Genomic DNA, 18741 nt, shown 5'->3' with positions numbered 1-18741 from the left:
GGAGGGCCCCGCGCCTCAGCCGCGGGAGGCCGCCCGGGGGAGGTACCGCGGGATCCAGCGGGCGAGCGCCCCCGCTCCGCCCAGACCGAGCACCCCCATCACGACGGCGGCGAAGGGGAGGGAGATCAGGGCGGTGAGCGCCGACACGACGATCGGGGCGGCGGCGTTGCCCGCGTCGCCGGTGAAGCGGAACGCGCCGAGGAACGGGGCCGGATCGGCGGGGGGCGCGAGATCGGCGCCGATGGTCATCAGGATCCCGGAGCCGATGCCGTTCGCGGCCGCGAGCACGCAGGCCACGGCGACGAACCAGGGCACCGGATCGAGGGCGAGCACCGAGGCGGCGAGGGCGAGGTGGCCGAGCCCGAGGCCGATCATCGAGGGGATCGCGGTGGCGCCCCGGCCGAAGCGGTCCATCAGCTGGCCGCCGGCGTAGAAGAGGGCGAAGTCGAGCGCGCCGGCGATGCCGATGATGATCGCGGTGTCGGTCTCGGCGAGCCCGATGCTCACCGCCCAGAGGGGGAGGATCAGCGTCCGACTCGCCCGCAGCGCCCCGATCACGGCGGCGCCGGTCCCCATCCGAGCGAGGACCCCGCGGTGCTCGCGCAGCGTCCCGAGCAGCGACTGCGGCGATTCCGGGACGGTCGCCGACGCCTCCGCGGCGACCACGTCCTCCGGAGCGGCGCGGTCGGCCGCGGCCTGCGCCCGCCGCAGCACCGTCGCGGGGTCGGGCACGAGCAGCAGGACCACGACCGCCGCCACGCAGCAGACGATGTGCACCCAGAAGACGGACTCGACGGAGCCGGTGAGGTGCACCACCCCGGCCGCCAGGAACGGGCCGATCAGCCAGCCGGCGCGGAACGCTCCGGCGAGGGCGCTGAGCGCGCGGGCGCGGTGCGTGATCGGGACGAACGACGTCATGAACGCGTGGCGCGCCAGCGCGAAGACCGCGGTCGCGAGGCCGATCACGAAGACGCCGATCGTCAGCCCGACCCACGACGTCGAGAGCAGGCACACCACGAGCCCGAGGATCGACGCGGCCGAGGCTCCGAGCATGGCGCCGCGCTCGCCGATCCGGGAGACGATCCAGCCGCTGGGGATGTCGCCCGCCAGCTCGCCGATCATGATCATCCCCGCCACGAGGCCCGCCAGGGCCAGCGTCGCGCCGAGGTCGCCGGCCGCGGCCGGCAGGAGGGGGATGATCGCCCCCTCGCCGATGGAGAAGAGGAGGGTGGGGAGGAAGGTCGACAGCAGCAGCGGCCCGACGGGGAAGGGGCGCGGAGCGGTACTGGTCACCGTCCCCAGGGTACGCCCGGCCCGGAGGGCGGCCCCCGGCCCCCGGTAGTCTGGACGCACCATGCTGGACAACGACTTCACCGAGCAGATCACTGCTCTCCGCTCCACCTTCGCCGACATCCGCGCCGTCATCGACGTGGACGGTCTCCGCTCGAAGATCGCCGAGCTCAGCGAGCAGGCCGGCGCCCCCGACCTGTGGGACGACACGGCCAACGCGCAGAAGGTGACCAGCGCCCTCAGCCACCGCCAGTCCGAGCTCGCGCGGATCACCGCGATCGACCGGCGCCTGGACGACCTCGAGGTGCTCGTCGAGATGGCGAACGAGGCCGAGGACGCCGAGTCCGAGCAGGAGGCGATCGCCGAGCTCTCCTCCCTCCAGAAGGTCATGGGCGAGCTCGAGGTGCAGACCCTGCTCGACGGCGAGTACGACGACCGCCCCGCCGTGGTCACCATCCGCGCGGGAGCGGGCGGCGTCGACGCCTCCGACTTCGCCGAGATGCTCATGCGCATGTACCTCCGCTGGGCCGAGAAGCACAAGTACGCGGCGACCGTCATGGACGCCAGCTACGCGGAGGAGGCGGGCATCAAGTCGGCCACCTTCCAGATCGACGCCCCCTACGCCTTCGGCACGCTCTCGGTCGAGGCCGGCACCCACCGCCTCGTGCGGATGAGCCCCTTCGGCGCCGCGGGCAAGCGCCAGACCTCCTTCGCCGCGGTCGAGGTCATCCCGCTGATGGAGGAGGCCGGGGCGATCGAGATCCCGGACAACGACATCCGCGTGGACGTCTTCCGCTCCTCCGGCCCCGGCGGCCAGTCGGTGAACACCACCGACTCCGCGGTGCGCCTCACCCACCTGCCCACCGGCACCGTCGTGTCGATGCAGAACGAGAAGAGCCAGATCCAGAACCGCGCCGCGGCGATGCGCGTGCTCCAGTCGCGGCTCCTGCTGCTGCAGAAGGAGCAGGAGGCGGCCACCAAGAAGGAGCTCGCCGGCACCATCACCGCGAGCTGGGGCGACCAGATGCGCAGCTACGTCCTCGCTCCGTACCAGATGGTGAAGGACCTGCGCACCGACCACGAGGTCGGCAACCCCTCGCACGTGTTCGACGGCGATCTGGACGGCTTCATCGCCGCCGGGATCCGCTGGCGGAAGTCCTCCTAGCGCGGCGCGGGCGCGTCCCCACCGACGCGCCGCGCGCCCCCTCGGCGGACTCTTCGGGATCGTCGCTTACCCTCGTACCGACATGATTCGCTTCGACAACGTCTCCAAGCAGTATCGGGGCGGCACGAGACCCGCCCTCAACGCCATCGATCTCGAGATCCTCCGGGGCGAGTTCGTCTTCCTCGTCGGCGCCTCCGGCTCCGGCAAGTCGAGCTGCCTCCGCCTGATCCTCAAGGAGGAGCGCCCCTCCTCCGGGTCGATCCACGTGCTCGGGCAGAACCTCGGCAAGATCTCGAGCCGCAAGGTCCCGTACTTCCGCCGCAACATGGGCGTCGTGTTCCAGGACTTCCGGCTGCTGCCGAACAAGTCGGTCTTCGACAACGTCGCGTTCAGCCTCCAGGTGATCGGCAAGTCGAAGGGCTACATCCAGGAGGCCGTCCCGGACACGCTCAAGATGGTGGGTCTCGCGGGCAAGGCGTCGCGCCTGCCCCACGAGCTCTCCGGCGGCGAGCAGCAGCGCGTGGCGATCGCCCGCGCCGTGGTCAACAAGCCGGCCGTCCTGCTGGCCGACGAGCCCACGGGCAACCTCGACCCGACCACGAGCGCCGGCATCATGGCGCTGCTCGAGCGGATCAACGCGGGCGGCACGACCGTGATCATGGCGACCCACGAGGCCGGCATCGTCGACCAGATGAAGCGCCGCGTAATCGAGCTCTCGGCCGGCAGCATCGTCCGCGACGAGAGCCAGGGCGGCTACGGCCAGACCGAGAGCATCACCGTCGTCCACGACGGCGTCGTGGTCGTGGCGGCCGACGACCACGCGGTCGCCGAGCAGCCCGCGCCCCCGGCGATCATCGACAGCGAGCTCGCGCCCGCCGAGGTCCCCGAGATCGACCTGCGCCAGGAGGCCCCGGCCCCGCCGCCCGAGCCGGCCCGCCTCTCGCAGACCGCCGCCCAGCCCCGCGTCCCCGAGGGCCGCCGCTCCGCCGCCGTCGAGCCGGAGCGCGAGCCGGAGCCGGCCGCCGAGCCCGCCGCCGCCCCGCGCGTCGTCGAGCTGCAGAGCCAGACCGGTCCGATCTTCCTCCCCGCCGACACCGGCGCCCTGCCCGAGGAGTCGCTCGCCGCGCGCCTCGGCCTCCGCGCCCACGCGGGCGAGGGCGACGAGACCGGCGACGACCAGCAGAACGTAGGACCCGTCAAGTGAGATTCGCACTGATCTGGTCGGAGGTCGCCAGCGGCCTCCGGCGCAACGTCTCCATGGTCGTCTCGGTGATCCTGGTGACCTTCATCTCCCTCACCTTCGTCGGCACGGCGATCCTGCTCCAGATGCAGATCGGCCAGATGAAGAACTTCTGGTACGACAAGGCGCAGGTCGCGGTGTACATGTGCACCGCCACCTCCGGCGGCTCGAACTGCAGCGGCTCCGACGCCACCGCCGAGCAGATCGACGCGGTGCAGGGCCAGCTCGAGGGCGCCACGCTCGCGCCGTACATCGACCGCTCCTACTTCGAGGACCACGACCAGGCCTACGCGAACTTCCAGGAGCAGTTCGCGGGCAACCCGGTCGCCGAGTACGTCACTCCCGACCTGCTCAACCAGACCTTCTGGATCAACCTGAAGGACCCGACCCAGTCGGACGTCATCGTGGAGAGCCTGTCGAGCGTCTCGGGAGTCGAGAGCGTCACCGACCAGCGGCAGTACCTCGACCAGATCTTCTCGATCCTCAACGCGGCGAGCTACACGGCCATCGGCATCGCCGTCCTGATGCTCGTCGCGGCCGTGCTGCTCATCGCCACCACGATCCGCCTCTCGGCGTTCTCGCGGAGACGGGAGCTGGGCATCATGCGGCTCGTGGGGGCCTCGAACAGGTTCATCCAGACCCCGTTCATCCTCGAGGGGGTCTTCGCCGCGCTGGTCGGCTCGATCCTCGCGGGAGTCGCGGTGGTCGCCATCGTGCAGGTCTTCGTGCAGGGGTTCCTGGCGTACCGGATCCCGCTGACCTCCTTCGTGGGACTCGACGACGCTCTGATCGTCGTGCCGATCCTGATCGTGGTCGGCATCGTCCTGGCCGCCGTCTCGGCGAACGTCGCGATCGCGCGGTACCTGCGGGTCTGATCCCGGACCGGACGTATACTGGTGGGCTGTCCCGTTCGGGGCGGCCCACCGGTGCATCGCCCCGACGATGCCCGCCCCCTTCATCCGCTCGCGACCCGAGGAGCAGCCGTGCCCAGAGAACAGGGACAGAAGGTCGTCGCGACCAACCGCAAGGCGCGCCACGACTACCTCATCGAGGACACCTACGAGGCGGGCCTCGTGCTCACCGGCACCGAGGTGAAGTCCCTCCGGGCCGGCCGAGCCTCGCTGGTCGACGGCTACGCGTTCGTCGACGGGGGAGAGGCGTGGCTCGACGCCGTCCACATCAACGAGTGGGCCCAGGGCACCTGGACGAACCACCCGCCGCGCCGCAAGCGCAAGCTGCTGCTGCACAAGGCGCAGATCCTCAAGATCCACAACAAGGTGAAGGAGGGCGGGTACACGCTGATCCCGCTCTCGCTGTACTTCAGCGACGGCAAGGCCAAGGTCGAGCTTGCCGTGGCCAAGGGCAAGAAGGACTACGACAAGCGCCAGGTCCTCCGAGAGCGCCAGGACCGCCGCGAGGCGGACCGTGCGATGTCGACCCGCCGCCGCCTCGGAGAGTAGGCCCCGGCGGGCAATGTCCGACGGGTGCCGCGCAAGCCTCTTCTTCGCGCCCCGTGCTTTGGGAGACTGGGGCGCGTGACCTCCCCCGAGAACAGCGCCCCCGCCGCCCTGAGCGCCGCCGACGAGAAGACGCGGTGGCGCGCCTTCGCGGTGAGCGTCGGAGTCGCGGCCATCACGATCCTCGACCTCTCGAAGGTCAACGTCGGCCTGCCGTCGATCGAGCGCTCGCTCGGAGCGGACGCGAGCCAGCTGCAGCTGATCGTCGCGGGCTACGCGCTCGCCTTCGGACTGGCGCTCGTGCCGGCCGGTCGGCTGGGCGACATCCGCTCGCGCCGCCTGCTGTTCCTCATCGGGCTGACCGCGTTCACGGTGACGAGCCTGCTCTGCGCGCTCGCGCCGTCGATCGAGCTGCTCGTCGTCGCGCGCTTCCTGCAGGGCGTCGCCGCGGGAATCCAGATGCCCCAGGTCCTCGGGCTGGTGCAGCAGATGTTCACCGGCGCCGAGCGGGCCCGGGCCTTCGGGGTCTTCGGCGCGACCATCGGCCTGTCGACCGCCTTCGGCCCGACCCTCGGCGGCCTCCTGATCGCGATCGGCGGCGAGCAGGACGGCTGGCGCCTGCTGTTCTGGATGAACATCCCGCTGGGCGTCGCCGCGCTGGTCTTCGCCTGGAAGCTCATCCCGAAGAAGCGCTCGCGGCCCGAGGGGGACCGGTCCCTCGACCCGGTCGGCCTGCTCCTGCTGGCGGTCGCGATCTTCGCGTTCATGCTGCCGTTCCTGCTGACCACGGGCTCCTCCTCGGACTCGCCCTACCGCTGGTTCTGGCTGGTGCTCGCCGCGGCCGCCGCCGCCGTCTTCGTGCGCTGGGAGGCGCACTACGCCGCGTCGGGGCGGACGCCCGTCATCGACTTCCGCATCTTCCGGACCAGCTCCTATCGCAACGGCATCCTGGTCGCGACCTCCTACTTCGCCGCGATCCCGGCGACCTTCCTCCTCACCACGCTCTTCCTCCAGCAGGGGCTCGGCCTCGAGCCGGTGTTCGCCGGCATGGTGAGCATCCCGTTCGCGCTGACCTCGGCGGTGACCGCCTGGTACGGCGGCAAGCTCGTGCAGCGCTATGGCCGCGCACTGGTGGTGCTCGGCATCGTGCTCGTGGTCATCGGCTTCACGCTCGTGCTGCTCGCCGCCGAGCTCCTCCCGGCCGAGACCGCCGCCTACGGCATGGGTGCCGCGATGCTCGTCGCCGGGGCCGGAGGCGGCTTCGTCGTGTCGCCGAACCAGACGCTCACCCTCGCCGAGATCCCGCCGGCGCAGGGCGGCGTGGCGGGCTCCGTGGGCCAGCTCGGCCAGCGCGTGGGCACCGCGGTCGGCACCGCCTGCGCCTCCGCCGTCTTCTTCGCGACCCTGGCGAGCGAGCAGGGGATGGCGGAGGGGCTGGACCGGTACCACGACGCCTTCCGCAACGGCTACTTCGTCACCCTCGGGCTGATCGCGCTCGCGCTCGTGCTGGGTCTGCTCGATCTGCGCCGCCGCCGGGTGACCGCCCGCGGAGCTGAGGTAGACTAGGACCCGTAACTCCACAGTGTGCGACGAACGACCCACTCCAGCGGCCTCCGGGCCGTCGAGTGCTCGCGGGGATGATCGGTTTCGACATTGCCTGCGAAACTGCGAGAAGCGGGTCGAGGATCCAGGGTCATCTCGTCAACGATCCCTGGAAAACACAGGTGCCGAACAGAAGCGCACCGACTTCGCTCTCGCTGCCTAAGCCAGAGTAGATAGTCCGTCAGCCCGTGGGTGCGTCCTCGCCCCGGATCCTGGCGTCATCTAGAGGACTTGCTGCGTCGTTACGCCTGAGGGCGACGCGGGACTTGCACTCGGGCTGGGCCCGTCGACCGATGCGCCGATGGTAACGGTCGGGGCCGAGCAGAACGCTCTCATCGGCTACACCCGTAGAAGGCGCAGAATCACAGCGATGGACGGGGGTTCGATTCCCCCCATCTCCACCACCGGTCGTCGTCGCACACTGGGAGCTCCGCTCCGCCGCCCTCACGACGGTCGCACGTCGAGCTGTCTGATCCGCCCGTAGAGGGTGAGCATCGCCAGCCGGTCGTCGTCGTCGTGCGCCGGGCCGGCGAGAGCCTGCGGCGGGGCCCAGTCCCGGTAGAGCACGCCCGGCGCCAGCACGGCGACGGCGGTGCCGGCCGGGTAGTGGGCGCTGCGGTCCACCGGCAGCTCGGCGAACGCGTCGGGCAGGAGCCGGTGCAGCACGTCCAGCAGAGGACGGAGCCGTGCTGCTCGCGCCTCGTGCACGGAGAGGGTCACGGCGTTCATCGCGGCGAGCGCGGCCACCAGGTGCTCGGCGGCGTCGTCGTCGTCGCACCGCTCGGTGACCAGCAGCGAGACCACACCGCGCGGCTTCAGCCAGCCGAGCGGGGCGGCCTCGTCGTCGCCGTCCACCGAGACGACGCGGTCGGAGGCGTGGGCGTAGTCGTGCAGGAGCCGCGACCAGACGTCGCCCGGGCCGGGCCCGTCGACCTGCGCGACCGCCTCCGCCGCGGCGAGCAGGGAGCTCTGCCGGTGGAGCCTCGGGAACAGGCTGTCCGCCGGTCCCCAGTGCTGCTCGGCCGTGCGCGAGCGCTCGGGGGGTTCCTGGTCGTGCCGGTCCTGCATGTCGACTCCTGAGCCGCCGGTCTCCGCGCCCCCTCGCGCCTGCCGTTCGTCCCTTCACCCTGCGCTCCGACGGAGCGCGTGTCAATGAGCCGAACGGGGGTCGATCGGAGCCGTGGTCAGCGAGCGGAGCCGAAGAGGCTGCCGGTGGTGGAGTCGTCGGCCGGATCGAGGACCGCGCAGACGATCGTGCGGTCTCCATGGCGCCAGCCGACCTCGGAGGGGACGAGCGAGCGGTACTCGAGGGCGGAGTCGCCGTAGGCGATCCCCATCACGGCGCCGAAGTCCGGCTCGCAGCCCGCCTCGGCCTGGGCGAGCAGCGTGTTGCGGCTGGAGTAGCGGTCTCCGGGCTGCGCGAACGTGTGGAAGACCTCCAGTGCGTGCTCCTCGGCGCACGGGACGACGTCCACGTCGGCGATGCGGTCGTCGCCCGGGTCGGCCAGGCAGTCGCCGCGCCGCAGCGAGAACACGTCGGTGACGCCGGCGGTCGCCACCGTGCCGCCCTCGTCACGCACGGCCTCCGGGCCGTCCGGCCCGACGACGGAGGAGCAGCCCGAGAGGAGCAGGAGGAGCGCCGCCGAGGCGAGCGCGGCCGTCCGGCTCCTCATCGCGGCGCCACGATCGCGAGCACCTCGTCGTGCAGCAGGCCGTTGGTGGCGACGGCGCTGCCGTGCCACGGCCCGTCCTCCCCGTCGGCGGAGGTGAAGCGGCCGCCCGCCTCCTGCACGATCGGCACCAGGGCCGCCAGGTCGTAGGGCTTCACGTCGAACTCGCCCGCACCGTCGAGGAGACCCTCGGCGACGAGCATGTAGGGCCACGCGTCCCCGTACGCCCGGTCGCGCCAGACGGCGCCGGCGAGCTCGAGCAGCTGCGGGAGACGGCCCGCGCCCTCCCACTGCTGGATGCTGTTGTAGCTGAAGGTCGCCGAGGCGAGCGTGTCGATCCCCGAGACGCGCAGCGGTCGCGGCTCGGCCCCGGCCTCCAGCTCGACGGCCCAGGCGCCGGAGCCCTCGGCCGCCCACCAGCGCGTGCCGAGAGCGGGAGCGGAGACGACTCCGACGACGGGGACGCCGTCGACCGCGAGCGCGATCAGGGTCGCCCAGATCGGGACGCCGCGGAGGAAGTGGGCGGTGCCGTCGATCGGGTCGAGGATCCACTGCCGCGAGGCCTCGCCCGAGGTGCCGAACTCCTCGCCGAGGATCGCGTCGTCCGGACGCTCGGCGGCGAGCAGCGCGCGGATCGCCTCCTCGACGGCGCGGTCGGCGTCGGTGACCGGGGTGCGGTCGAGCTTCGTGTCCACGACGAGGTCGAGCGCGCCGAACCGCTCCCGCGAGATCGCATCGGCCGCGTCCGCCAGGCGGAGGGCGAGTCGGAGGTCGTCGTCGAAGCTCTGGTCACTGCTCTGCGGGGTCACGCGACCACGATACCGGTGGGTCCCGCGGAGCCTCCGATCGCTGCCGCGGGCGTTCCGTCGCGCTCGATTTGACGAGACGGGGGGAGACGCTGGTAATGTGATCCCTCGGTTCGGCACGCACGATCAGCCGGCCGGAACGCACCTCTAGCTCAATCGGCAGAGCAACTGACTCTTAATCAGTGGGTTCTCGGTTCAAGTCCGAGGGGGTGCACCACCAGCCCCGCACCTCCTCGTGAGGTGCGGGGCTTCGTCGTTCCCGGTCCGAGTCCGTTCCCGACCTCCTCGGAGCGCCCGCGGGGGGAGCGCCGGCCCGTGCTCACTCGCTGGAGGGTGCGGCGGTCGACGGGTCGAAAGGCGGCAGGACTCCGCGGAAGCCGGCGCTCGTGGAGCCGATCCCGACGTCGAGCGCGTCTAAGGCCCGGGCCTGGTCGTCTGCGGCGGCGGTCAGGCTCAGGGTGATGCCCGTCCGCGTGAAGGTCCGGGCGACGGTGCTCCAGGCGAGGTCGACGTCTCCGTCCGCCGACGCCAACAGGCGCCTGAGCATCCGCACGGTGTCCGGCGCAGAATGCGGACCGACCCCCGTTCGCGTGGCAGGATCTCCGTTCGCTTCCGTTTCCCCTCCAGAAAGGACCGATGTGCCCGAAGACGTCCTCCCCGTGATCGGCTCGATCGCGCTCGCCGTGGTGATCGCGGTCGTGATCGCCGTGGTCGCGACCGCCGTCGTCGCCCTCGTGCTGCGCTCGGTCGGCAAGCGCAAGACCTGGGCGCGCCTGCTGATCCGGCGTCTGCGCATCCCGTTCCGCGTGCTGCTGATGACCATCGCGGTCTGGGCCGCGCTCGCCGCCACCGTGTCGGGCGACCCCTGGCCGGGTCTCGTGCAGCGGGTGTTCCAGATCGCCACGATCGGCGCGGCGGCGTGGGTGATCGGATCCCTGTTCGTGTTCCTCGAGGACCTGGGCGCCGAGCGCTACCGGACCGACACGGCCGACAACCGCCGGGCACGCCGCCTCCGCACGCAGATGACGATCATCCGGAGGGTCGCCGTGGCGGCCGTCGTGGTCATCGCGATCGGCGCCTCGCTGCTGACCTTCCCCGAGGCCCGTACGGCCGGTGCGAGCCTCCTGGCCTCGGCCGGCGTGCTCTCGATCGTGGCGGGCCTGGCCGCGCAGTCGAGCCTCACGAACATCTTCGCCGGGATGCAGCTCGCCTTCAGTGACGCCATCCGCCTGGACGACGTGGTGATCGTCGAGACCGAGTGGGGGCGGATCGAGGAGATCACGCTGACCTATGTCGTCGTCCACCTCTGGGACGACCGCCGCCTGGTGCTGCCCACGAACTACTTCACGACCCAGCCGTTCCAGAACTGGACCCGCACCGGGTCCGAGCTGCTCGGCGCCGTCGAGCTCGACCTGGACTGGCGGGTGAGCCCCGAGCAGATGCGCGACGAGCTGCACCGCATGCTCGAGGAGACGGACCTCTGGGACCGGCGCACCAGCGTGCTGCAGGTGACCGACGCGACGGGCGGCTTCGTCCGGATCCGGGTGCTCGTCACCGCGAAGGACGCGCCGACGCTCTTCGACCTGCGCTGCTACGTGCGCGAGCGGCTCGTCTCGTGGCTGCACGAGAACGACCCCGTCGCCCTGCCGCGTCAGCGCGTCGAGATGGAGCGGGAGCCCGCTCGCGCCGCGACCCCGCGCCGGCACGGGTCCTCCGCCCCGGACAACCTGTTCTCGGGCGACGAGCGCTCGAACGAGCGGGGGGCGATGTTCACAGGTCTCATCGACCTGCGGGACACCCCGAAGCGGGACACCCCGAAGCGGGAGCTGCCGCCGCGGGACTGACTCCTGCGAGGACGCCGCTCGCACGGCCGCGCCCGGGGTGCGCGCGGCGAGCGGCGTCCCGCAGAGCGGTCAGCGGTTCACGGAGCTCATGTCGGCGTAGCGGTCGCCGACGGGGGCCTCGAGCGCGCCGAGGACGTCGAGCTGCTCCGCGGTCAGCACGAGGGCGTCCGCGGCCGCGTTCTCCTCGATGCGCGAGACGCGCTTGGTGCCCGGGATCGGAGCGATGTCCTCGCCCTGGGCGAGCAGCCAGGCGAGCGCCACCTGCGCGGCGGTCGCGTCCGCCTCTGCCGCCACACGGTCGACGGCCTCCACGATGCGGAGGTTCGCCTCCAGCGCTCCGTCGGCGAAGCGGGGGTTGTCGCGGCGGAAGTCGTCGCTGCCCAGCTCGGCGACCGAGCGGATGCTGCCCGTGAGGAAGCCGCGGCCCAGCGGCGAGTACGGGACGAAGCCGATGCCGAGCTCGCGGAGGACCGGCAGCACCTCCGCCTCGGGGTCGCGGGTCCAGAGCGAGTACTCGGACTGCACAGCGGTGACCGGGTGCACGGCGTGAGCGCGCCGGATCGTCGCTGGCGCCGCCTCCGAGAGGCCGTAGCCGCGGAGCTTGCCCTCCTGGATCAGCTCCGCGAAGGCCCCGGCGGTCTCCTCGACCGGGACGCCCGGGTCCATGCGGTGCTGGTAGTAGAGGTCGATGCGGTCGGTGCCGAGGCGCGCGAGCGAGCCCTCGACGGCGAGCCGCAGGTTCTCCGGGGAGCCGTCGAGTCCGCGGCCCCCGTCGCCGCGGTGGCGGATCATGCCGAACTTGCTCGCCAGCACCACCTCGTCGCGGCGGCCTGCCAGCGCGCGGCCGAGCAGCTCCTCGTTGGTGTACGGGCCGTAGATCTCGGCGGTGTCGAGGAACGTGACGCCGAGCTCGAGGGCGCGGTGCACGGTGCGGATCGACTCCGCGTCGTCGGTGCCGGCGCCGGTGTAGAACGCCGACATGCCCATCGCGCCGAGACCGAGGCGCGAGACCTCGAGAGCGGCGACGTCGGATCCGAGGGTGATCGTCTTCATCAGTGGGTGGTCCTCTCCTGGTACGCCGCGATCTTGATGTCGATCGCAGCGAGGCTGGCGTGTGTCCGGGCGAGCTGCGCCTCGACCTCCTCGCGGTGCGTCCGGAGCAGCGCGAGGCGCTCCGGCTCCGTGGCGGGCCCGATCCGGAGGAGCCGGGCGTACTCGCGGATCCTCGCGATCGGCATCCCGGTCGCGCGGAGCTTGGTGAGGAAGTCGACCCAGCCGACGTCGGCCGGCCGGTAGCGGCGGTGCTGCGACGAGGCGCGCTCGACCGGGTCGAGCATGAGCCCGGCGCGCTCGTAGTAGCGCAGGGTGTGCACGGTGAGACCGGTGACGGCGGCGACCTGCGAGATCGACAGCACCTCCGGCTCGGCCGGGGCGGCGGTGGCGGTGGACATGGCGTCAACCTACGACTTCGAGTGCGCTCGAGGTCAAGCGGGAGCGGGCGACTCAGCCGACCTCGCGGCTGAAGCCCAGGAGGGCCTCGGCGATGCGGGCGTCCGCCTCCTCGTGGCTGATGGTCGCCTCGCCGTCGCCCGCCTGCGGCCCGTACCAGCCGAAGTCGGCGTGGTTGGCGCCGTCGATCTCGACGAGGTCGGCGGAGGAGGGCAGCCGGACGCTCGCGTCGGCGACCTTCTCCGGCGTGCTGAGCCCGTCCTCCGATCCGCTGACACTGAGGACGGGGAGCCCGGAGCCCGAGAGGTCGTTCGCGCAGTAGCTGCCGAGCAGCACCAGGCCCGCCACCGCCGGGTCCTCGGCCCACTGGCATGCCTTGACGCCGCCGAGGGAGTGGCCGCCGACGAGCCAGCGGTCGACGCCCTCGGCCTGGCTGGTGAAGGTCTCGAGCGAGCGGAGATCGAAGAAGGCCAGGTGCAGGATCGGCCGCGTGATCACGACGGTCGCCCCGGCCTCGACCAGCGGAGCCAGGGTCGCCTCGTAGGAGGAGGCGTCGACCTTCGCTCCGGGGATGAAGACCAGGCCCGTGCCGGCCAGCTCGCCGGTCGAGGTCGGCGTCATCACGTGCGCGTCGTCCGTGCGCTCGACCGCGATCGCCGGATCGGCGCGCACGCGGGCGAGGGCGTCCTCGTCGGGGCCGCTGACGATCGAGCTCCAGGTGAGGAAGCCGAGGACCGCGACTCCGAGGACTCCGCCGATGCTCGCGAGAACGACGCGGCGGCGCCTCATCGGGCTGCCGCGATCGCGTCGGCCGCCTGCACCAGGGCGAGGTGGGAGAGGGCCTGGGGAGTGTTCCCCGCGTGCCGGCGGCCCTCGACGTCGTACTCCTCCGAGAGGAGGCCCACGTCGTTGCAGAGCCCGACGAGCCGGTCCATCAGGGTCCGCGCGTCGTCGATCCGGCCGGAGTCGGCGTACTGCCGGACGAGCCAGAAGGAGCAGGCGAGGAACGGGTGCTCGCCGCCGGCGAGGCCGTCGACCGAGGACTCGGTCCGGTAGCGGTGCAGCAGGCCGTCCTGCAGGAGCACGCGCTCCAGCTCGGCGACGGTGCCCAGCATCCGCGGGTCGTCGGCGGGGACGAAGCCGACCATCGGCAGCACGAGGAGCGACGCGTCGACCTCGGGCGAGCCGTAGGACTGCACGAAGTGGCCGCGCTCGGCGTCGAAGCCCTGGGCCTCGATCTCGGCGCGCACCTCGTCGCGGAGGCGCTCCCAGGTCTCGACCGGACCGGGCAGACCGTTCTCGCGCACGGCGCGGACGCCCCGATCGAGCGCGGCCCAGATCATGACCCGCGAGTGCGTGAAGTGCCGCGGCTCGCCCCGGATCTCCCAGATGCCGTTGTCCGGCCGCTGCCAGTTGGTCTCGACGAAGCCCAGGAGCGCGCGCTGGAGCGGCCAGGAGAACTCCGTCTCGTCCACTCCGGCCACGCGGGCCTCGTGCAGAGCGACCATCACCTCGCCGATCACGTCCGCCTGGTACTGGTCGACGGCGGCGTTCCCGATCCGCACGGGGGAGGCGCCGTCGTAGCCGGGCAGGCTCGGCATCTCCCGCTCGGGCAGGTCGCGCTCGCCGGCGAGGCCGTACATGATCTGCACGTCCTCCGGCGCGCCCGCGACCGCGCGGAGCAGCCAGGCCCGCCACTTCTGCGCCTCCTGCTCGAACCCGTGCGCGAGCAGGGCCTGCAGGGTGAGCGAGGCGTCGCGGAGCCAGACGTAGCGGTAGTCCCAGTTGCGGGCGCCGCCGAACTGCTCCGGGAGCGAGGTGGTCGCCGCCGCGACGATGCCGCCGGTCTCGTCGTCGGTCAGGGCGCGGAGGGTCAGCAGCGAGCGGACGACGGCGTCGCGGTGCGGCCCGTCGTAGTCGATCGCCGACGCCCACTCGGACCACCAGGAGAGCGTGCGCTCCAGCGCGCGGTCGACGTCGAGGCGCTTCGGCGCCCGCTGGTGCGAGGGGAACCACGCCATCGAGAGGTCGACGACCGCGTCCGCGTCGACGTCGAACTCCGCCGCGTGGGCGTGGTCGACGGCCTTCAACCGCACTCCGCGCACCACGACCGCGTCGGGCCCGGCGACGGCGACGAGCAGCGGATCCTCGTCCGTCCCCTCCTGCCGCACCCACGGCATGGTGCGGGCGTAGTCGAAGCGGATGCGCACCTCCTGCCGCATCCGGACGGTCCCCGACACTCCGCGCACCCGGCGCACCAGCTCGGCGCGCTCGTCGCGCAGCGGCATCACGTCGACCACCTCGACGACGCCGGTGGGAGTCGTCCACCGGGTGACCAGCGCGAGCGTGTCGCCGAGGTAGTGGCGCTCGCTCGTCGCCTCCCCGTCCACCGGCCGCAGCGACCAGCGCCCCTGGTCGTCGCCGCCGAGGAGGGCGCCGAAGACGGAGGCGGAGTCGAAGCGCGGCAGGCACAGCCAGTCGATCCCCCCGTCGCGGGAGACGAGAGCGGCCGTGCGGCAGTCGGAGAGGACGGCGTAGTCCTCGATCGGGGAGACCATGCGGCGATCCTCTCAGGTGCGGCTGTGGCCTCCCAGTCAAGGCGGAGCGGGGCTCTTCAGCGCCGCCGTAGGGTGAGCCGCATGGCACAGACCGTCTCGACCCTGCTCATCCTCGGAGCGACGGGGGACCTGTCCTCGCGGCTCCTCCTCCCCGCCGTCGGCCAGCTGCTGACCCGCGAGACCGACCGGCGGGTCCATCTCGTCGGCGCGGGACGCGAGGACTGGACCCAGGAGCACTGGCACGAGGTGCTGACCGCCTCCTTCGCCACCGTCGAGGCGCAGGGCGAGGGCGTGGACGCGCTCACCTCCGGCACGCGCTACCAGCAGATCGACGTCACCGATCCGGAGGCGCTCGCCGCACTGCTCGCGAGCTGCGACGGTCCGGTGGCGGTCTACTTCGCCCTCCCGCCGGCGATCGCGGCGAAGGCCTGCGAGGCGCTCGCCGCCCACGACCTGCCGGAGGGCACCGTGCTGGCGCTGGAGAAGCCGTTCGGGACCGACGAGGCGAGCGCGCACGCCCTCAACCAGCGCCTCGCCGCGCTGGTCCCCGAGGACCGCATCCACCGCGTCGACCACTTCCTCGGCCGCGCGACCGTGATGAACGTGCTCGGCCTGCGCTTCGCGAACCGGATCCTCGAGCCGCTGTGGTCGGCCGAGCACATCGAGAGCGTCGAGATCGTCTACGACGAGCAGCTGGCCCTCGAGGGGCGGGCGAGCTACTACGACGGCGCGGGCGCGCTGACCGACATGATCCAGAGCCACCTGCTGCAGGTCCTCGCGGTGATCGCGATGGAGCCGCCGTCCTCGCTCGACGCGGCCGACCTCCGGGACGCGAAGTCGATCGTCCTGCGCGCCACCCGCCTGCACGGCGACGACCCCGCCGCGAGCTCGCGCCGCGCCCGCTACACGGCGGGGACGATCGACGGGCGCGAGCTGCCCGCCTACGCGGACGAGAAGGGCGTGGACCCCGCTCGCCGGACCGAGACGCTGGCCGAGCTGGTCGTCGAGATCGACACCTGGCGCTGGGCAGGCGTGCCGTTCACCCTCCGCTCCGGCAAGGCGCTCGGGGAGCGGCGGCGCGAAGTGGTCATCCGCTTCAAGCCGGTGCCGCACCTGCCCCGCGGCTTCGTCGGCACCGAGGCGCCGTCCGTGCTGCGGCTGTTCCTCGCGCCTGACCAGATGTCGCTCGAGCTGAACATCAACGGCCCCGGCGACCCGTACACGCTCGAGCGCGCCTCGCTGGAGGCGACCTTCGGCGCGGGCGAGCTGCTGGCGTACGGCGAGGTCATCTCGGGGATCCTCGACGACGACCCGTCGCTCTCGGTCCGCGGGGACGCCGCAGAGGAGTGCTGGCGCATCGTGCAGCCCGCGATCGACGCGTGGCACGCGGACCGGGTGCCGCTCGACGAGTACCCGGCGGGCAGCGAGGGACCCGGGAGCTGGCCGACGCTCTGACGGGCGGCCGGGGGAGGGGCGGCCGCGGGGGATCTCGGGACGGCGGCCGCGCCGCCTCCTCGATCAGCGGGAAGGGCGACGTCGCTCGTCGGGTCGGCCGGAGGGCGAGCCCGCCGGCCGACCGCTCGGGTCAGGAGCGGGTCGCGACGGGGGTGTCGACGGCGACGTCGGCGGGGGCCGGCTCCGCCCAGACGGCGATCGGCTTCGGCTCCCAGGTGAGGGCGGCCGGCTCCACCGGGGGAGTGGAGGCGCGCATCACGGGGATCGCCTCGGTGACCGGGGACGACGTCCGCTCGGCGCCGGCGCGGAGCTGCTCCTCCTGGATGGCGGCGGAGAGCTCGTGGGCGAGGGAGCGCGCGAGCATCCCGTGGAAGATCGGGTCGCGGTCGTCGTGGCTGCGGCGCGTGACGACCCAGGCGCCCTCGGACCCGACGAAGGCCGCGAGCCGCTCGTGGACGACGGCGAAGAGCTCGTCCTGCGTGAGGACGGGGGCCGCCTCGACGACCTCGGGGGCCGCCTTGCGACGCCTCAGACGAAACCTCATGACGAACCCCGTTTCCCGTGCCGGCAGCGACTGGGAACAGTGTCGCCGCCACCGGGTCGGGAGACCGGCTGACACGCCGCCCCGCGGGGAGGCGGCGCGTCAGGAGGGCCTAGCGGTCGCGCTTCCTGCCGCGCTCCTCCTTGACGATCTCCTTCGAGTCGTAGGACACGGAGCCCAGGGCGACGGTGACCGAGATGGCCCAGCTGACCCACTGGAGGGCCAGGCGCCAGTCGCGCGGGCCCTTGCGCGTGGTCTGCAGGATCGACCAGCCGCCGACGATCGCGCTGATGACGCTGGAGTTGAGGATGAACTTGCGCATGCGTGTGCCTCCCGTGTTCACCCCGACGCTAGCGGGTGCGAAAGCTCTCAGAGGAACGCTTGACAGCACCGAGGGGTTGTCCCGCTACGGTGGACCGCCGCCGGGACCCGAATCCTCGAGCCGGGGCACGCCGAGGAGAACGGGAACGACATGCGCACGGCTGTGATCGGGGCGGTGCTGCTCGTCGTCGGGGCGGTGGCCGTCGTCACGGGGGTCCTCCCGATGGACGCGCTGGGCGAGCTGGTCGAGCGGACGGCGCCGATCCTCGGCTTCGTGGTCGCGGTGACCGTGGTCGCCGAGCTGGCCTCCGAGGCCGGCGTCTTCACCGTGGTCGCCGAGCGCTCCGCCGAGTGGGGCCGCGGGCGGACCGCGGTGCTCTGGCTGCTGGTGGTGGCGATGGCCGTCGTCAGCACGGTGTTCCTCTCGCTCGACACGACCGCCGTGCTCCTGACCCCGGTCGTGGTCCTGCTCGCGGCGCACGTGCGCGTCCCGCCCCTGCCGTTCGCGATGGCCACGGTCTGGCTGGCGAACTGCGCCTCCCTCCTCCTCCCCGTCTCGAACCTCACCAACCTGCTCGCGCAGCGGCGCCTGGGGGTCGAGGGCCCCTTCGCCTTCGCCGCGCTGACCGCGGTGCCCGCGCTCGTCGCGGCCGTCGTGCCCGTGCTGATCCTCGCGATCCGCTACCGGCGCGAGCTGGCCGGGCGCTACACCCCGGGGGAGCGGACGCCGGTGGAGGACCGGGTGCTGCTCATCGGCGCGGGGACCGTCGTGGCGCTGCTCCTGCCGGCGCTCGTCTCGGGCCTCGAGGTGTGGATCCCGGCGACGGTCGCCGCGGTCGCGCTGATCGTCCTCTTCGCGGTGCGCCGTCCCGCGGCGCTCACGCCCGCCCTCCTGCCGTGGCAGCTCGTCGTCTTCGCGGCGGGCCTCTTCGTGGCGATGGAGGCGGCGCACCAGCTCGGGCTGGGCGCGGCGCTCGCCGTGGTCGCGGGGGAGGGGAGCGGGACGCTCGACCTGCTGCGCCTCGCCGGCTCCGGCGCGGTCGCCTCCAACCTGGTCGACAACCTGCCCGCCTACCTCGCCCTCGAGCCCGTCGCGGCGGATCCGCTCCGCCTGGTCGCCCTGCTGATCGGCGTGAACGCCGGACCGTTGATCACCCCGTGGGCCTCGCTCGCCACCCTGCTCTGGCACCAGAGGCTGACCGCGCTGGGCGTGCACGTCTCGTGGCGCCAGTACGCGCTCCTCGGACTCGTCGCGGTCGTCCCGACGGTGGGCGGAGCGACGCTCGCCCTCGCCCTCGTGCAGGGCTGATCCCCCGTCCCCCGAGCGGGGCCGGCTGATAGCC

General features: G+C 72.5%; 19 protein-coding genes, 1 tRNA gene and 1 other RNA gene. 10 read left to right on the top strand and 11 right to left on the bottom strand.

What is annotated here, in order from left to right:
* Window positions 1-15: 15 nt before the first annotated feature.
* Window positions 16-1293 (bottom strand): MFS transporter, encoded by a 1278-nt coding sequence (locus C5C36_RS06810; RefSeq protein ID WP_258059482.1) that lies wholly within the window; start codon window positions 1291-1293, stop codon window positions 16-18.
* Between the two features lie 61 nt (window positions 1294-1354).
* On the opposite strand from C5C36_RS06810, the gene prfB reads away from it, so the two are divergent.
* The 6 genes from prfB to ssrA all read left to right on the top strand — a co-directional run bounded on the left by prfB (window position 1355) and on the right by ssrA (window position 7158).
* Window positions 1355-2455 carry a peptide chain release factor 2 gene (gene prfB / locus C5C36_RS06805; RefSeq protein WP_104226967.1) on the top strand — a complete coding sequence of 367 codons (1101 nt, stop codon included), beginning with the start codon at window positions 1355-1357 and terminating at the stop codon, window positions 2453-2455.
* A gap of 82 nt (window positions 2456-2537) precedes the next feature.
* Window positions 2538-3659 carry a cell division ATP-binding protein FtsE gene (ftsE, locus tag C5C36_RS06800; protein WP_104233202.1) on the top strand — a complete coding sequence of 374 codons (1122 nt, stop codon included), beginning with the start codon at window positions 2538-2540 and terminating at the stop codon, window positions 3657-3659.
* A complete protein-coding gene (ftsX, locus tag C5C36_RS06795; RefSeq protein ID WP_104223559.1) occupies window positions 3656-4570 on the top strand; it encodes a permease-like cell division protein FtsX in 915 nt (304 codons plus the stop codon). Before ftsE ends, ftsX begins: the two co-directional genes overlap by 4 nt.
* A gap of 108 nt (window positions 4571-4678) precedes the next feature.
* Window positions 4679-5155 (top strand): SsrA-binding protein SmpB, encoded by a 477-nt coding sequence (gene smpB / locus C5C36_RS06790; RefSeq protein ID WP_104223558.1) that lies wholly within the window; start codon window positions 4679-4681, stop codon window positions 5153-5155.
* A gap of 75 nt (window positions 5156-5230) precedes the next feature.
* Window positions 5231-6718 carry an MFS transporter gene (locus tag C5C36_RS06785; RefSeq protein ID WP_104223557.1) on the top strand — a complete coding sequence of 496 codons (1488 nt, stop codon included), beginning with the start codon at window positions 5231-5233 and terminating at the stop codon, window positions 6716-6718.
* 67 nt (window positions 6719-6785) lie between these two features.
* Window positions 6786-7158, top strand: a transfer-messenger RNA (tmRNA) gene (ssrA, locus tag C5C36_RS06780).
* A 40-nt stretch (window positions 7159-7198) separates the two neighbouring features.
* Here ssrA and C5C36_RS06775 read toward each other — a convergent pair.
* From C5C36_RS06775 to C5C36_RS06765, 3 genes are all read right to left on the bottom strand, one after another.
* Window positions 7199-7822: a hypothetical protein gene (locus C5C36_RS06775; RefSeq protein WP_104287967.1), complete on the bottom strand. Its 624-nt coding sequence runs from the start codon at window positions 7820-7822 to the stop codon at window positions 7199-7201.
* A gap of 116 nt (window positions 7823-7938) precedes the next feature.
* Window positions 7939-8427, bottom strand: coding sequence for a septum formation family protein (locus C5C36_RS06770; RefSeq protein WP_104287966.1), 489 nt, complete (start codon window positions 8425-8427; stop codon window positions 7939-7941).
* The gene (locus tag C5C36_RS06765; RefSeq protein ID WP_104223554.1) at window positions 8424-9233 is read right to left on the bottom strand and encodes an inositol monophosphatase family protein; all 810 of its coding nucleotides are present in this window, start codon (window positions 9231-9233) and stop codon (window positions 8424-8426) included. Before C5C36_RS06765 ends, C5C36_RS06770 begins: the two co-directional genes overlap by 4 nt.
* A gap of 138 nt (window positions 9234-9371) precedes the next feature.
* Between C5C36_RS06765 and C5C36_RS06760 the strand changes: the two genes are divergently transcribed.
* Window positions 9372-9447, top strand: a tRNA-Lys gene (locus tag C5C36_RS06760).
* A gap of 102 nt (window positions 9448-9549) precedes the next feature.
* On the opposite strand, the gene C5C36_RS17550 is transcribed toward C5C36_RS06760, so the two are convergent.
* Entirely contained in the window at window positions 9550-9777 is a 228-nt protein-coding gene (locus tag C5C36_RS17550) for a hypothetical protein (RefSeq protein ID WP_181127348.1), read from the bottom strand.
* 91 nt (window positions 9778-9868) lie between these two features.
* Between C5C36_RS17550 and C5C36_RS06755 the strand changes: the two genes are divergently transcribed.
* A complete protein-coding gene (locus tag C5C36_RS06755) occupies window positions 9869-11074 on the top strand; it encodes a mechanosensitive ion channel family protein (protein ID WP_258063236.1) in 1206 nt (401 codons plus the stop codon).
* 69 nt (window positions 11075-11143) lie between these two features.
* Here the strand turns inward: C5C36_RS06755 and C5C36_RS06750 are convergent, their stop codons facing one another.
* Genes C5C36_RS06750 through C5C36_RS06735 form a run of 4 tightly spaced genes read right to left on the bottom strand, consistent with a single transcriptional unit; the run spans window position 11144 to window position 15081 of the window.
* Window positions 11144-12127 carry an aldo/keto reductase gene (locus tag C5C36_RS06750; protein WP_104226238.1) on the bottom strand — a complete coding sequence of 328 codons (984 nt, stop codon included), beginning with the start codon at window positions 12125-12127 and terminating at the stop codon, window positions 11144-11146.
* A complete protein-coding gene (locus C5C36_RS06745; protein ID WP_104223551.1) occupies window positions 12127-12525 on the bottom strand; it encodes a MerR family transcriptional regulator in 399 nt (132 codons plus the stop codon). Before C5C36_RS06745 ends, C5C36_RS06750 begins: the two co-directional genes overlap by 1 nt.
* A gap of 52 nt (window positions 12526-12577) precedes the next feature.
* Complete coding sequence (locus C5C36_RS06740; RefSeq protein ID WP_104309450.1) at window positions 12578-13312, bottom strand: alpha/beta hydrolase; 735 nt, start codon at window positions 13310-13312, stop codon at window positions 12578-12580.
* On the bottom strand, window positions 13309-15081 hold the full coding sequence (locus C5C36_RS06735; RefSeq protein WP_104309449.1) for a glycoside hydrolase family 15 protein: 1773 nt from the start codon (window positions 15079-15081) through the stop codon (window positions 13309-13311). The genes C5C36_RS06740 and C5C36_RS06735 overlap by 4 nt, the downstream gene beginning before the upstream one ends.
* Window positions 15082-15162: 81 nt before the next feature.
* Here C5C36_RS06735 and C5C36_RS06730 point away from each other — a divergent pair, with 81 nt between their 5' ends.
* Complete coding sequence (locus C5C36_RS06730; protein ID WP_181127335.1) at window positions 15163-16536, top strand: glucose-6-phosphate dehydrogenase; 1374 nt, start codon at window positions 15163-15165, stop codon at window positions 16534-16536.
* Window positions 16537-16666: 130 nt separating this feature from the next.
* Here C5C36_RS06730 and C5C36_RS06725 read toward each other — a convergent pair whose 3' ends face one another.
* Both C5C36_RS06725 and C5C36_RS06720 read right to left on the bottom strand, forming a co-directional pair.
* A complete protein-coding gene (locus C5C36_RS06725; protein ID WP_104233213.1) occupies window positions 16667-17080 on the bottom strand; it encodes a hypothetical protein in 414 nt (137 codons plus the stop codon).
* Window positions 17081-17189: 109 nt separating this feature from the next.
* Complete coding sequence (locus C5C36_RS06720) at window positions 17190-17399, bottom strand: hypothetical protein (protein WP_104226242.1); 210 nt, start codon at window positions 17397-17399, stop codon at window positions 17190-17192.
* 150 nt (window positions 17400-17549) lie between these two features.
* Here C5C36_RS06720 and C5C36_RS06715 point away from each other — a divergent pair, with 150 nt between their 5' ends.
* Window positions 17550-18707 (top strand): SLC13 family permease, encoded by a 1158-nt coding sequence (locus tag C5C36_RS06715; protein ID WP_104247451.1) that lies wholly within the window; start codon window positions 17550-17552, stop codon window positions 18705-18707.
* Window positions 18708-18741 lie beyond the last annotated feature (34 nt).

This window comes from Rathayibacter sp. AY1G1, assembly GCF_002932095.1.
Lineage (GTDB): Bacteria > Actinomycetota > Actinomycetes > Actinomycetales > Microbacteriaceae > Rathayibacter.
The sequence above is the reverse complement of the archived record's forward strand: the minus strand, read 5'-3'. Positions and strand labels throughout refer to the sequence as shown.

Coding starts and splice junctions, on each gene's coding strand:
- C5C36_RS06770 (WP_104287966.1), bottom strand. CDS start 8,427: ATGAGGAGCCGGACGGCCGCGCTCGCCTCGGCGGCGCTCCTCCTGCTC.
- C5C36_RS06730 (WP_181127335.1), top strand. CDS start 15,163: ATGGCACAGACCGTCTCGACCCTGCTCATCCTCGGAGCGACGGGGGAC.
- C5C36_RS06750 (WP_104226238.1), bottom strand. CDS start 12,127: ATGAAGACGATCACCCTCGGATCCGACGTCGCCGCTCTCGAGGTCTCG.
- prfB (WP_104226967.1), top strand. CDS start 1,355: ATGCTGGACAACGACTTCACCGAGCAGATCACTGCTCTCCGCTCCACC.
- C5C36_RS06740 (WP_104309450.1), bottom strand. CDS start 13,312: ATGAGGCGCCGCCGCGTCGTTCTCGCGAGCATCGGCGGAGTCCTCGGA.
- C5C36_RS06720 (WP_104226242.1), bottom strand. CDS start 17,399: ATGCGCAAGTTCATCCTCAACTCCAGCGTCATCAGCGCGATCGTCGGC.
- C5C36_RS17550 (WP_181127348.1), bottom strand. CDS start 9,777: ATGCTCAGGCGCCTGTTGGCGTCGGCGGACGGAGACGTCGACCTCGCC.
- C5C36_RS06735 (WP_104309449.1), bottom strand. CDS start 15,081: ATGGTCTCCCCGATCGAGGACTACGCCGTCCTCTCCGACTGCCGCACG.
- C5C36_RS06775 (WP_104287967.1), bottom strand. CDS start 7,822: ATGCAGGACCGGCACGACCAGGAACCCCCCGAGCGCTCGCGCACGGCC.
- C5C36_RS06725 (WP_104233213.1), bottom strand. CDS start 17,080: ATGAGGTTTCGTCTGAGGCGTCGCAAGGCGGCCCCCGAGGTCGTCGAG.
- C5C36_RS06715 (WP_104247451.1), top strand. CDS start 17,550: ATGCGCACGGCTGTGATCGGGGCGGTGCTGCTCGTCGTCGGGGCGGTG.
- C5C36_RS06745 (WP_104223551.1), bottom strand. CDS start 12,525: ATGTCCACCGCCACCGCCGCCCCGGCCGAGCCGGAGGTGCTGTCGATC.
- ftsE (WP_104233202.1), top strand. CDS start 2,538: ATGATTCGCTTCGACAACGTCTCCAAGCAGTATCGGGGCGGCACGAGA.